Here is a 12,755-nt window from a genome sequence, read left to right as displayed (position 1 = left end):
GGCGCCGCGGCCGGAGAGCACGTCCTGCCCGCCGGCCTCGAGCCGGCGCCCGGCGCCCGCCGCTGTACGCTCGGGCTCGTGAGCGACGAGCACACCGTCATCGTCGTCGGAGCCGGGGTCGCGGGCCTCTCGTGTGCGCGGATCCTCGCAGCCCGGGGCCTGCGCACGATCGTGCTCGAGCGCGAGGCCGAGCCGGGCGGGCGCGTCCGCACCGACGCGGTCGACGGTTTCCTGCTCGACCACGGCTTCCAGGTGCTCCCGCTCGCATACCCCGAGGCGAGGCGCGCCCTCGACCTCGACCGGCTCGACCTGCGCCGCTTCGCGCGCGGCGCGATCGTCCGCGCCGGCGGGCGCTTCCGGCGCGTGGCCGACCCCCGCGAGTCGCCGCTGCGCGGGCTGCGCATGCTCGCCGGCGGGGTGATGGGCGTGCGCGACGGCGCCGCCGTGTTGCGGCTCCTGCGCGGCGCCGGCGGCGAGACCACCGCCGCGGAGGCGCTGCGCCGGGCCGGTACGTCACGCGCTGCCGTCGAGACGTTCTTCGCGCCCTTCCTGCGCGGCATCTTCCTCGAGCCGCGGCTCTCGACCTCGAGCAGGTTCCTCGACTTCGTGCTCGCCACCTTCTCCGCCGGCCCCGCGGCACTCCCCGCGGCGGGCATCGGCGCGGTCTCCGCCCAGCTCGCCGAGGGGCTCGACGTGCGGACGGGTGCGGCCGTCACGACCGTCGGCCCGCGGGCCGTCTCGCTGCAGTCGGGTGAGCAGCTGCGGGCGCGGGCGGTCGTCGTCGCCACGGCGGGACTCGTCGACGAGCCGGCGCACGGCTGGAACGGCGTCACCTGCGTCTACTTCGACGCGCCTCGCGCGCCGCTGCGCGGGCCGTGGCTCGTGCTCAACGGCGAGGGCGGCCCGGTCAACAACCTGTGCGTGCCGAGCGAGGTCAGCCCCGCCTACGCGCCTCCCGGGCGGGCGCTCGTCTCCGTGAGCGTGCTCGGCGGCGGCGAGCCCGACCTGGAGGCGATCCGCGCGCAGCTCGCCGGCTGGTTCGGCCGCGCCGCCGGCGGCTGGCGGCACCTGCGCAGCTACGCGCTCCCGCACGCGCTCCCCGCGTACCCGCTCGGCGCGTCGCTCGAGCAGCCGCCGCGGCTCACCGCCCGCCTGTATGCGTGCGGCGACCATCGCGAGCACCCGTCGCTGAACGGCGCCCTCGCATCCGGACGGCGCGCCGCCGAAGCGGTGCTCGCCGACCTCGCGTGAGCCACCCCCGCTCGCCCGCGCTTCGGGCATACTCGTGTTCTCCCCGACGAAGGAGGCCGTCCCGATGGCAGACATCACCGCTTCCTCCGCAGCGCGCGCCGCGCGTCCGGTCGGCTAGCAGCACCCCCTCTTCGCTCCCGACGGGCCTCGCGGGCTGGCGCGCCGTCGCGCGCGCCGCTTTCATGTACCCGAGGACGAAAGGGAGATTCGCTTGCCCGAACTTGCAACGCTCGGCTGGGACGACCGGCTGAGCAGCCTGTACGAGCCCTACGCCGGCGACGACGTCGTTCCCGGCCGGGTCTCGATCCAGCACAGAGGCGCCTACGACGTGCTCACCGAGCTCGGCGAGCTGCGCTGCGACGTGCCACGCCGGCTCGTCCACGAGGCGGAGGCGACTGCCGACCTGCCCGCCGTCGGCGACTGGGTCGTCGTCGCGCCCCGGCCGGCGGAGAAGACCGGCACGATCACCCGCGTGCTGCCGCGCCGGACGACGTTCTCGCGCAAGACCGCGTGGCAGGCGGCCGAGGAGCAGGTGCTCGCCGCGAACGTCGACGTCGCCTTCCTCGTCACGTCGCTGAACGAGGACCTCAACCTGCGCCGGCTGGAGCGCTACCTGACGCTCGCCTGGGAGAGCGGCGCGCAGCCGGTGATCGTGCTCACCAAGAGCGACCTGCACCCTGTTCCCGAAGCCGCGCTCGCGGAGGTCGGAGTGATCGCCTACGGCGTGCCGGTGCACGCGATCTCGAGCGTCACGGGCGAGGGGCTGGAGAGCATCCGCGCGCACCTCGGGCCGGGCCGGACGGCGGTGCTGCTCGGCTCCTCCGGCGTCGGCAAGTCGACGCTCGTGAACACGCTCGCGGGCGCGGAGCTGCTCGCCACGCAGGAGATCCGCGGGGACGGCAAGGGCCGTCATACGACGACGCGCCGGGAGCTCGTGGAGCTGCCCGGCGGAGGGCTCGTGATCGATACGCCCGGCATCCGCGAGCTGCAGCTGTGGATCGCCGACGACGGCATCGACGAGGCGTTCGAGGACGTCACGGAGCTGTTCTCACGCTGCCGCTTCTCCGACTGCGCGCACGACCGCGAGCCCGGCTGCGCGGTGCGCGCGGCGATCGCGGACGGAACGCTCGCGGCCGAGCGCTGGGAGAGCTACGTCAAGCTGCTGGGCGAGATCGCCCACCTCGAGCGCAAGCTCGACAGGCGCGCCGCCGCCGAGGCGCGCAGGCAGTGGAAGGCGCTCGGGCAGGAAGCGCGGGCGAACATGCGGCTCAAGGGGCGGAGGGAGTGAGAGCCTCTCACACCCGAATCGGCGTGCGAGAGGCTCGCAGGCTCTCGCCCCGCTCCCTCCCCGCTCGCGCCGTCTCTCCTACGGCGTCTTCACGTTGGCCGTCCCGGGCGTCGCCGTCGTCGTGAACGACCAGTCGGTTGCGGCGTCGTCGCTGTCCGACCCGTCGGGAAGTCGCGCGAGCGAGCCGTCCACGCTGTTCGAGTCGGCGACGTCGGCCGGGAGCATCGTGCCCTCCACGAGGTCGAACGTCTGCGCGCCGATCGTCGCGGCCCTGATCGCTCCCTCGTACGAGAGCGCGTCCAGCAGCGTGCCGGATCCGGTGTCGACGAGAGCGATGCCGTCGGGCGCGCCGTTCTGCGGGTCGACGTCGAGCTTCAGGTACGCGCCCGGCGCCAGCGCGCCGGAGAGCGCCTTGCGGGCGTACTCCGTCGAGTCGCCGCCGTTGACGAACACGACCGCGATCCCGTCGAGCGTCGCCGCGCCGCCGCCGATGTTGGCGATCTCGACGAAGCCGCCGCCGTCTGCTCCCACCTGGTCGTAGTCGACCTCGTTGAGCACGAGCCGGGCCGCGCCGGGAGGCGGAGGCGGCGCCTCGCCCGTCTCACACGTAAGCGTGATCAGATCCGTCGCGGTCGAGCCCACCTCGACGTGGCCCGCGGCTCCGTCGAAGGTCGTGCAGGCGCTGCCGGCGAGATCGCCGATAGCGCCGAGCCCCGGGCCGGGCTCGCCCTGCGGGCCGGGCGGGCCGGGCGGGCCGGGCGGGCCCGCCGGCCCCGCTTCTCCGCGGGGGCCGGTGTCGCCCTTCGGCCCCGCGGGCCCCTGCGGGCCCGCGGGGCCTCGCGGGCCGGCCGTGTTCCAGGCGACGTGCGCCTCGTTGCGCCTGCACGCGCCGGGATCGACCACGATGCGGACGAGCCCGTGCCGCAGGTTGCGGCAGGCGTCGATCGTGCCGGAGGCGTCGCCGGCGGCTGCGGCGATCGCCGCAGCCGCGCCCAGGGCGACGACGACTCCCGCCGCGAGAGCGGTTCTGGTCTGTCGTCTCATGCCTGCTCCTCTCCTCGTCTCGGGGTTCGGAAGCAGAGGGGTACCGGCATGCGCGCTCTCCGCCAAGTGGCCGTTCTGGACGGTGGAGGCGCCCGCGGCTCAACCATGCGCCGGTGTGGAAGGATCGTCACGCTTCCGTCGCATCTCGCCGCGCCCGTCGGCGATGATCAGGAGGACGGAGCGTCGACGGGAGAGGGCGTGCGGTGGAGCCGAAGCTGCTGTGGCAACCGAGCGAGGAGCGCGTCGAGGCCGCGACGATCACGCGCTATGCGCGCTGGCTCGAGCAGCGCCACGGCCTCGTGCTCCCCGACTACCACGCGCTGTGGAGGTGGTCGGTGGACGACCTCGAGGGGTTCTGGGGCTCGATCTGGGAGTTCTTCGACGTGCGCGCGTCGAGCCCGTACGCGCGCGTACTGGGATCGCGCGCGATGCCGGGAGCGACGTGGTTCCCGGGCGCGCGCCTCAACTACGCGGAGCACATCTTCCGCGACCGCGACCCCTCGGCCGTGGCGCTCCGGCACGCCTCCGAGCTGCGCCCGCTCGGCGAGGTGACGTGGGCGGAGCTCCGCGCCGAGACGGCGCGTCTCGCGGCGGCGCTGCGGGCGCTCGGCGTCGAGCGCGGCGACCGTGTCGCCGCGTACCTGCCGAACATCCCCGAGACCGTCTCCGCGTTCCTCGCCTGCGCGTCGATCGGGGCCGTCTGGTCGAGCTGCGCCCCCGAGTTCGGCGCGCGCAGCGTGATCGACCGCTTCGCGCAGATCGAGCCGAAGGTGCTGCTGGCCGTGGACGGGTACCGCTACGGCGGGCGCGACTTCGACCGCCGCGAGACGATCGCACAGCTACGGGCGCAGATCCCCTCGCTGCAGGCGACCGTCGTGCTCGGCTACCTCGACCCCACAGCCGATCGCGGCGGGCTTCCCGGCGCGGTCAGGTGGAGCGATCTGCCGGCGCCGCACGGCGCCGCGCTCGCGTTCGAGCAGGTGCCCTTCGACCATCCCCTGTGGGTGCTCTACAGCTCGGGGACGACGGGCCTGCCGAAGGCGATCGTGCACGGCCACGGCGGCATCCTGCTCGAGTCGTTGAAGAAGATGCACCTGCACGTCGACCTGCACGCGGGCGACCGCCTGTTCTGGTTCACGACGACGGGCTGGATGATGTGGAACTTCCTCGTCGGCGGGCTGCTCACCGACGCGTCGATCGTGCTCTACGACGGCAGCCCCGCGGCGCCCGACCTCGGCACGCTGTGGGACCTCGCCGAGGCTGCCGGCATCAGCTGCTTCGGCACGAGCGCCGGCTACGTCGCGGCCTGCATGGGCGCGGGCGTCGAGCCGTCGCGCGGCCGCGACCTGTCGGCGCTCACGAGCGTCGGCTCGACGGGCTCACCGCTCGCACCGGAGGGGTTCGACTGGGTCTACGAGCACGTCGGCGCCGACACCTGGCTGTTCTCGACCTCCGGCGGCACCGACGTCTGCACGGCGTTCGTCGGCGGTGTCCCGACCCTGCCGGTCTACCGCGGCGAGCTGCAGGCACGGGCGCTCGGAGCGAAGGTGGAGGCGTGGGACGCCGAGGGCCGCGCGCACGTCGGCCGCACGGGCGAGCTCGTGATCACGGAGCCGATGCCGTCGATGCCGCTGTTCTTCTGGAACGACCCCGACGGCAGGCGCTACCGCGAGAGCTACTTCGAGATGTACCCGGGCGTGTGGCGCCACGGCGACTGGATCGAGATCACCGCGCGCGGCAGCGCGATCATCAGCGGCCGCTCCGACGCGACGATCAACCGCGGCGGGGTGCGCATCGGCACGAGCGAGATCTACCGCGCCGTGCTCGCGCTGGCGGACGTCGTCGACGCGCTCGTCGTCGACGTCGACCGCCCCGGCACGCAGGGGCTGATCCGCCTCTTCGTCGTGCTGAGGCCCGGAAGGGAGCTCGACGACGAGCTGCGCGCGGCGATCCGCGCCCGCATCCGGGACGACTGCTCGCCGCGCCACGTGCCCGACGAGATCGACCGCATCGACGAGGTGCCGCGCACCCTGTCGGGCAAGGTGCTCGAGGTGCCCGTCAAGCGCATCCTCGCCGGCGCCGCGCCGAACGAGGTCGCGAGCCGCGACTCGCTCGCCAACCCTGCGGCGCTCGACCACTTCGTCCGGCTGCGCGACCGCTCGACCGCCGCCGGCGGGCAGGCGGCGACGAGCGGTCTCACCGAGCCTGGCTCCGCCGAGATCCGGGCGCGGGTCGAGGCGCTCGAGTCGGAGGAGCGGGCGCTGTCGGCCCGTCGCAGGAGGCTGCACGACCGCATCGACTTCCTCCGCGGCAGCGGCGGCGGCGACGAGCAGACGCTGTCGCGTCTCGCGCGCCTCGAGGGCGAGGAGCGGGAGGTCTCCGACAGCCGGCGCGCGCTGCACGCGGAGATCGACGCCCTGCGGGCCGAGCTCGAGCGGTACGCCGCCGGCTAGCCTCCCCGCGCTCCAGCTGCCGTTGCCGCGCAGGCCGGCGGCAGCGCGAGCGGCGACGGGGGCCGGTCGCGGGTGCTAGAGCACCCGTCGCGCTCCGACCCAGTTGGCGACGTAGTAGGGGTCGGAGAGCGGCGTGATCTTGACGACGTCGCCGGTGTGCGGCGCGTGGATCATGTTCCCACCACCGATGTAGATGCCCATGTGCCCGAGGCCGCGAAAGAAGACGAGGTCGCCCGGCTGCAGATCGGCCTTCGAGACGGGAACGCCCATGGCGTATTGGGCGGCCGCGTAGTGCGGCAGCGAGACGCCGACCTGGTTGAACACGTACATGGTGAGGCCCGAGCAGTCGAACCCGACCGAGGGCGATGCCGCCCCCCACACGTACTTGACGCCGAGGTACTGCATCGCGATCGCGACGACCTGGGCGCCCTTGCCGGCGTCGGCGGGCGGGGGCGCCGGGATCTGCGCGTCGGGGGCGGCCGCAGCGCCGCCAGGGGGCACCGCGTCGGCTGCCGCTTGGGGCGCGACCTCGTTCGCCCCCGCCTCGGCGTTGGCACGCGCCTGCGCGGCGGCAGCCTGGCGCGCGGCCGCGGCGGCAGCCGCCTGCTCCTGTGCGAGCCGGATCTCCGCCTGGCGCCGGAGCTCCGCCTGGCGGACGCGCTCCTGCGCAAGAAGGCGCCGCACCTCGCCCTGGACGGACGCGAGGAGGCGCTTGCGCTCGGCGAGCTTCGACTCGATCGCAGCCTTCTCGGCGGCTCGCCGGCGCACGATCTCGGCCTGCTGCGCCCGTGCCTTCGCCAGCTGCTGCCGGCGCAGCGCGACCCGTTCGCGATAGCTCCGCAGGTCGCGCGCGATACGACTGTCCTGCGAGGCGATCCGGTTCTTGGCATCGAGCACGTCGACGATCTCGGTCAGGCTCTTCGCGCCGAGCAGCACCTCCACCGCCGAGGCAGGTTCGCCGTTGACGTACAGCTCGCGCAGACGGGCACCGATGCGGGCCTGGGAGACCTTCACGCCCTCCTGCGCCCGTAGGAGGTCGGCACGCGCCGACCGCAGGTCGCGGCTGAGCTGCCCGAGCCGGTAGTTCGCTCCGTTCCAGCGCTCGGCGGCGGCGCCGACCTCGCCGTCGAGCTCCTGCACCTGCTGCAGGATCGCCTGCGCCTGTGCGCGCTTCTCCCGAATCGACGGGTTCGCGCTCGCGCCGGCGGCGCCGAGCAGCGCGGCGAGCACGCCGGCGAGGGCCACCGCGGCGAGGAATGCCCACGATCCGACATGCGCTGTGCGGAACTTCCCGCTCGGTTGGACGTGCGCCATCTGAGCCTCCTCCTGCGACTGCGTGGACATGGCTGAACGCCTGGGGCGCTCGCCTGTCAGAGCCGGGGCGGTAGCGGCGCGAGATGCGCCATGCCACGCCCGCCGGCCCGGTGGAGCCTGATCGTCGGGCGGGACGATACAGCATCTCCCTGCCAGAGGCGGTTTCCAAGCTGGCAGTCGGGCTCGTCGCCGCACGCGCTGGGGCGATCGCGTCCCACCTCTCACGCGTGGACGTGAAGCTCGGGCAGATCGTCGCCGCCGGGCAGCAGATAGGGCTCGCCGGAGCGACGGGTGACGCGACCGGACCGCACGTGCACTTCGAGGTGCGTGTCCGCGGAGCCGTCGTCGACCCGCTGAGCGCGCTCGCGAGCTGAGCCCCGCTACGGCGTCATGTCCATGCCGGGCATCGTCTGGCCGGCCTGCATCGTGCCGGTGCCGCCGGTCTGACCGGTCATCTCGCCGGTCATCGTCTGGCCGTTCGGCATCTGGTGGCCGCCCGACGTGCTTGCTCCGGTGAACGAGAGTGCGCCGATGATCCCGACGGCGAACAGGACGATGGCGCCGACGATCACGACGAGGGTCTGCTTCGACACGATTCGCTCTCTCCTCTTCTCGGTCAGCTGACGTCGACGACGAGCATCAGCCCGCCCGGCGACGCGCCGTTGTTGGTCAGGTGGTGGCCGATATGGCAGTGGAAGATCCATTTGCCCGGCTCGGTCGCGGTGAAGGCGATGTCGTAGCGCTCGCCGGCCGCGACCTGGATCACGTCGGCATTGTACGGGGCGGCCAGCGGGCGACCGTCCTTGGCGACGACCTCGAAGTCCGTGCCGTGCAGGTGCATCGGGTGCACGAACTGGCCGGCGCCGACGAGCCGCAAGAGCACGCGCTGGTTGCGCTTCACCCTGATCGTCTCGGTGGCGGGGAAGCTCTTCCCGTTCAGCGTGAAGTAGTTCGGGAACATCCCCTCCATCTCCATCGCAGGCCGCGTCGCACCGGTCGAGGGATCGACCGTCCACTCGCTTATCGCGATCGTCCTGTCGACGTCGTAGCGCGGCCCGCTCGGCGGGTCGATCACGAACGCGCCGGAGAGGCCGAGCCCGACCTGGCGGTCCTCGTCGAAGTGGGAGTGGTAGAAGAAGGTGCCGCCCTTCGAGTCGCGTCCGGCCGGCTTCGCGGTGAACGCGTAGGTGAAGGTGGCGCCGGGCTCGATCGGCTTCTGCGTGATGTCGGGCACCCCGTCCATCGCGTTCGGGACGTCGATCCCGTGCCAGTGCACGGTCGTCGGCTCCGGAAGGCTGTTCTTCACCTCGATGCGGACACGCTGACCGTACGGGACGCGGATCTGCGGGCCGGGGACGAGGCCGTTGTACGTCCACGCCGTCACGCGCGTGTCGGAGAGGATCTTCCAGCGCACCGCCTTGGCCTCGAGTCTGAACACCCAGACGCCGTTCTCGACCGTGTGCGCCAACGGCGTCCCGCCCGTGTCGGCGGCGGCGTCGGGTACGCCGTCCATCGACGCCGGGGCCATGTGCTCCGCCATCGAGCCGCCGCCGCCCATCGACATCCCACCCATCGAGTTGTCGGCGCTCGACGCGCCGGAGCCGTCGCCGGCGCGAATCGTCGCGACGATGGCGAGCGGCAGCGCCACCGCGGCGACGAACAGGGCTACGGCGGCAAGCCAGAACGGGGAACGGGACGTCATCGGTCGTCAACCTCCGGGTCGGGAACGCTGCGGGCAAGAGTAGGCAGCGCGAATGAAGGACTCGTGAAGGAGCCCGACGGAGGTGCCGGGGCGTGCTCGCGGCGCAGCCGGCGGCGGGGTTACTCGTCGGGCGCTCGCAGACCGGCGGGCTCGTCCGCGCCGCGGCGCCACGGGCGGGCGGGTGCGGTGGGAAGCCCGGCGTCGCGCCAGGCGGCGTAGCCGCCGATCACGTCGCCGGCGCGCGCGAAGCCGAGCTCGACGAGCGTCACGGCGGCGAAGACGGAGGAGTAACCGTGGTCGCAGAGGAGGATGAGCTGCTGGTCGAGCCCACCGACGTGCGGGTTGCGCCGCGGGCTGTCGGGGTCGACGCGCCACTCGAGCACGGTGCGCGGGATGTGGAGCGCGCCGGGCACGACCCCGTCGCGCTCGCGGTCGAGGTCCGACCGGATGTCGATCAGGAGCGCACCGGACCGTGTCGCGCGATGCGCCTGCACGGGATCGAGCCGCTCGATGCGCGCGTGCGCGTCGGCGAACAGCTCCGCGAGCGAGCGCCGGCCGGGACTGACAGCCATGGGCGTATCCTGTGACATCTGCGGCGGCCTGTCCACGTGCTCAGGCACCGGCTGCTCCTGCTGACGGCAGCGCGTGCCAGCGCGTGACGGCGACGAGCGCGCCGCTCCCGGTGGTCAGCCCCGCGACGAGCGCGATCGCGCCGCCGCTGCCGGCGAGGTCGGCGACGAGCCCGGCGGTGAGGCCGCCGGCGACGAAGCCCGCGTCGCGCCAGAAGCGGTAGATGCCCACCGCCTGCGCCCGGTCACGCGGCTCGACCGCGTCGGACACGGCGGCGATCAGCGTCGGATAGACCATCGCGGTGCCGGCCCCGAGCAGAACCGCGGCGGCGAGCGCGGGCGCGAAGGCGCCGCCGCCGGCGACGAGCAGGGCGAGCGCTCCGCCCTGGACGAGCATGCCGAGCGCGATCAGCGGCTTGCGCCCGGTGTGGTCGGAGAGCCATCCGGTACCGAGCTGGCCGACTCCCCACACCGCGGGGTAGGCGGCGGCGACGGCTCCGATCTGCGACCCGCCGGCGCCGCCTGCCGCGAGGTAGAGCGGCGCGAGGCCCCAGGCGAGCGCGTCGTTGAGGTTGTTGACGAGCCCTGCCTGCGAGCAGGCGCGCAGCACGGGGTCGCGGTAGGAGACGAGCGGGAACGCGTCGCGCAGGGAGATCTTGCGCTCCCGGCCGCCGTGGCCCGCCTGCTCCGCGGCAACGTGCGCGCGCGTGTCGCGCACGAACAGGATCGAGGCGAGCAGGCCCGCGGCCGCGACGGCGGCACCGCCGCCCCACACGAGGGTGCGCGGTGCGATCGACGCGGCGAGCAGCCCGGTGACGAGGGCGGCCGTGGCGACGCCGAGGTAGCCGGCCGACTCGTTGAAGCCGAGGGCGAGGCCGCGGCGCCTCGGGCCGACGAGGTCGATCTTCATCACGACCGTCATCGACCAGGCCAGGCCCTGGGACGCGCCGAGGAACAGATTGGCGACGACGACGAGGCCCCAGCTCGGCGCCAGGCCGATGAGCACCGGCACGGGGAGGGCGAGCAGCCAGCCCAGCACGAGCAGCCGCCTGCGCCCGACGCGGTCGGCGAGCGTTCCCGCTGCCAGGTTCGTCAGCGCCTTGGCGGCACCGAAGGCGACGATGAAGGTGAGGATCGCGGTCTTCGAGCCGAGGCCGAAGTCCTGCTCGCCGACCAGCGGCAGGACGGTGCGTTCGAGGCCGACCATCGCTCCGACGAGCGCGTTGATCCCGACGAGAAGCGCGAACTGGCCGGCGTTCGCGCGCAGCCCGAGGCGAACGCCCGTCACGCCGCTTGGTGCGCCCACCCGCTGCGGTTGGCAGCCACGATCTCCGCCTGCCGCGCCGGCGGCGGCGGCACGTCGACGAGCAGCGCGCGCACGAACGCGTCCTCGTCTGCATGTTGGAGCGCCTCGTTGTGCCTGCGCTCGAAGCCGATGGACGAGAACGGGTTGCCGGAGAGCCCTCGTCCGCAGACGGAGCCGCCGAAGTGGCTCGGGTAGACGACGACCCCGTCGGGAAGGCGCAGCAGCTTCTGCAGCGAGCCGTAGAGCGCGCGTGCGAGCGGCTCGGGATCGCCCTGGGCGTGCAGGTCGGGACGGCCGACGTCGCCGACGAGCAGCGAGTCGCCGCTGAACACGAGCCACGGGTCGGCCGTTCCACGGCGGCGGTCGGCGACCGCGAAGGCCAGATGCGCCGGTGCGTGGCCGGGAGTCGCGATCGCCGTCACGATCGTGTTGCCGAGCTCGATCACGTCACCGTCCTCGACCGGCACGTGGTCGAACTCGACTCCGGCCCGCGCCGGCAGGTACGCGGTGGCGCCGACTCGCTCCACGAGCAGCGGCAGGCCGGACACGTGATCGGCCTGCACGTGCGTCTCGAACACGGCCACGATCGGAGAGCCGATCGCCGCGGCGACCTCGACGTAGCGGTCGACGAGCTCGACGTGCGGGTCGACGACGGCGAGCCGGTGCTGCGACGTGCAGCCGAACAGGGCGCTCGCGCACGATGTCTCCTCGAAGAGGAACGGACGCAGGATCATGTCCGCACCGTACGGCGGCTAAGCTATCGACGCCAGCGAATGTCACGATGACTGTCATCGACGCAAACGAACGCACGGGGACGCCGCTCGGCGCGCTCTGGGACGCGACGCGGATGCGGCTCCTCGTCGAGCTCGAGCGGCAGGGATCGCTGTCCGCCGCGGCGCGCGCGATCGGTATCGGCCAGTCGAGCGTCAGCGAGCATCTGCGCCTGCTCGAGCTCGCCGCCGGGCAGCGGCTCGTCGAGCGAAGCGGTCGCGGCAGCAGGCTCACGGACGCGGGTCGCGCTCTGGCGAGCCGGGCGGCTCAGGCGCTCGCCGCGCTCGACGCGGGCGAGGAGGAGCTGGCCGCGATGGCAGGGCTGCAGACCGGCACGATCCATCTCGGCGCGTCGACCGTCCCCGGCGTGTACCTGCTTCCCGACACGCTCGGGTGCTTCCGTGCCGACTACCCGAACGTCCGCATCCACGTCGAGATCGCAGCGACCGGCGAGATCGTCGAGCGCCTGCTCGCAGGCCGCGTCAAGCTCGCGCTCGTCGGCGGCACGGGCGCAGGCTCGCGCATCGAGCTCGAGCCGTTCGCCGAGGACGAGATCGTGGGCGTGGCCAGTCCCGGCCTGCTTCCCGTGCGGCGCGGCGCGGTCGCGCCGGAGGATCTCGCAGACGTGATGCTGCTCGCCCGCGAGGCCGGCTCGAGCACGCAGTCGCTCGCCGACGGCGAGCTCGACGCCGCAGGCGTCGACCCCGCCGGCGTCTGGGAGATGGGATCGAGCGAGGCCGTCAAGCGCGCCGCGAGGGCGGGGCTCGGGTTCGCCTTCCTCTCCCGTTACGCCGTCGCCGAGGAAGTCGAGCGCGGCGAGCTCGAGCGCTTCCGCCTCGCGGGGCGACCGCCGCTGCGCCGCCGCTTCTCCGTCGCCCACCTGGCCGGCAGGCCCCTCTCGCCGGGGGAGCGGGCGTTCATCGACACGCTCACCCGCTGCTGCGCCAAGTCGACCGCGTATGCGTCCGCCTGCCTCCGCTAGACCCGGGGCCTGCGCGGCCCGTGCCCGCCGCCGGCGTGATCGTGGGTACGGGCGTGCGCGTGATCGCGCGCGCCG

Annotated in this window: 12 protein-coding genes; 5 read left to right on the top strand and 7 right to left on the bottom strand. The window is 73.5% G+C overall.

All coding sequences use genetic code 11. The features are described 5' to 3' along the window. Positions 1 to 78: 78 nt before the first annotated feature. Positions 79 to 1,251 carry a protoporphyrinogen/coproporphyrinogen oxidase gene (locus tag Gocc_RS12995; protein WP_114796998.1) on the top strand — a complete coding sequence of 391 codons (1,173 nt, stop codon included), beginning with the start codon at positions 79 to 81 and terminating at the stop codon, positions 1,249 to 1,251. Between the two features lie 205 nt (positions 1,252 to 1,456). Continuing rightward, complete coding sequence (gene rsgA, locus Gocc_RS12990; protein ID WP_114796997.1) at positions 1,457 to 2,539, top strand: ribosome small subunit-dependent GTPase A; 1,083 nt, start codon at positions 1,457 to 1,459, stop codon at positions 2,537 to 2,539. Between the two features lie 78 nt (positions 2,540 to 2,617). Here the strand turns inward: rsgA and Gocc_RS16325 are convergent, their stop codons facing one another. Continuing rightward, the gene (locus tag Gocc_RS16325; RefSeq protein WP_181813667.1) at positions 2,618 to 3,583 is read right to left on the bottom strand and encodes a lamin tail domain-containing protein; all 966 of its coding nucleotides are present in this window, start codon (positions 3,581 to 3,583) and stop codon (positions 2,618 to 2,620) included. Positions 3,584 to 3,798: 215 nt separating this feature from the next. Between Gocc_RS16325 and Gocc_RS12980 the strand changes: the two genes are divergently transcribed. Next, positions 3,799 to 6,036: an acetoacetate--CoA ligase gene (locus Gocc_RS12980; RefSeq protein WP_114797061.1), complete on the top strand. Its 2,238-nt coding sequence runs from the start codon at positions 3,799 to 3,801 to the stop codon at positions 6,034 to 6,036. Positions 6,037 to 6,111: 75 nt separating this feature from the next. On the opposite strand, the gene Gocc_RS12975 is transcribed toward Gocc_RS12980, so the two are convergent. Continuing rightward, complete coding sequence (locus Gocc_RS12975; RefSeq protein ID WP_114796996.1) at positions 6,112 to 7,350, bottom strand: C40 family peptidase; 1,239 nt, start codon at positions 7,348 to 7,350, stop codon at positions 6,112 to 6,114. A gap of 83 nt (positions 7,351 to 7,433) precedes the next feature. Here Gocc_RS12975 and Gocc_RS16975 point away from each other — a divergent pair, with 83 nt between their 5' ends. Next, positions 7,434 to 7,724 carry a M23 family metallopeptidase gene (locus Gocc_RS16975; protein ID WP_114796995.1) on the top strand — a complete coding sequence of 97 codons (291 nt, stop codon included), beginning with the start codon at positions 7,434 to 7,436 and terminating at the stop codon, positions 7,722 to 7,724. 6 nt (positions 7,725 to 7,730) lie between these two features. On the opposite strand, the gene Gocc_RS12965 is transcribed toward Gocc_RS16975, so the two are convergent. From Gocc_RS12965 to Gocc_RS12945, 5 genes are all read right to left on the bottom strand, one after another. Beyond that, the gene (locus Gocc_RS12965; protein WP_114796994.1) at positions 7,731 to 7,943 is read right to left on the bottom strand and encodes a hypothetical protein; all 213 of its coding nucleotides are present in this window, start codon (positions 7,941 to 7,943) and stop codon (positions 7,731 to 7,733) included. Positions 7,944 to 7,966: 23 nt separating this feature from the next. Beyond that, positions 7,967 to 9,052, bottom strand: a complete 1,086-nt coding sequence (locus tag Gocc_RS12960; protein WP_114796993.1) for a multicopper oxidase family protein — start codon at positions 9,050 to 9,052, stop codon at positions 7,967 to 7,969. A gap of 119 nt (positions 9,053 to 9,171) precedes the next feature. After that, positions 9,172 to 9,624 carry a rhodanese-like domain-containing protein gene (locus tag Gocc_RS12955; protein ID WP_114796992.1) on the bottom strand — a complete coding sequence of 151 codons (453 nt, stop codon included), beginning with the start codon at positions 9,622 to 9,624 and terminating at the stop codon, positions 9,172 to 9,174. A gap of 40 nt (positions 9,625 to 9,664) precedes the next feature. Continuing rightward, entirely contained in the window at positions 9,665 to 10,909 is a 1,245-nt protein-coding gene (locus tag Gocc_RS12950) for an MFS transporter (protein ID WP_220150617.1), read from the bottom strand. Continuing rightward, positions 10,906 to 11,661, bottom strand: a complete 756-nt coding sequence (locus Gocc_RS12945) for an MBL fold metallo-hydrolase (protein ID WP_114796991.1) — start codon at positions 11,659 to 11,661, stop codon at positions 10,906 to 10,908. Before Gocc_RS12945 ends, Gocc_RS12950 begins: the two co-directional genes overlap by 4 nt. 47 nt (positions 11,662 to 11,708) lie before the next feature. On the opposite strand from Gocc_RS12945, the gene Gocc_RS12940 reads away from it, so the two are divergent. Further along, positions 11,709 to 12,680 carry a LysR family transcriptional regulator gene (locus Gocc_RS12940; RefSeq protein ID WP_181813666.1) on the top strand — a complete coding sequence of 324 codons (972 nt, stop codon included), beginning with the start codon at positions 11,709 to 11,711 and terminating at the stop codon, positions 12,678 to 12,680. Positions 12,681 to 12,755 lie beyond the last annotated feature (75 nt).

Origin of the sequence: Gaiella occulta, assembly GCF_003351045.1 — a bacterium.
Classification (GTDB): domain Bacteria; phylum Actinomycetota; class Thermoleophilia; order Gaiellales; family Gaiellaceae; genus Gaiella; species Gaiella occulta.
The sequence above is the reverse complement of the archived record's forward strand: the minus strand, read 5'-3'. Positions and strand labels throughout refer to the sequence as shown.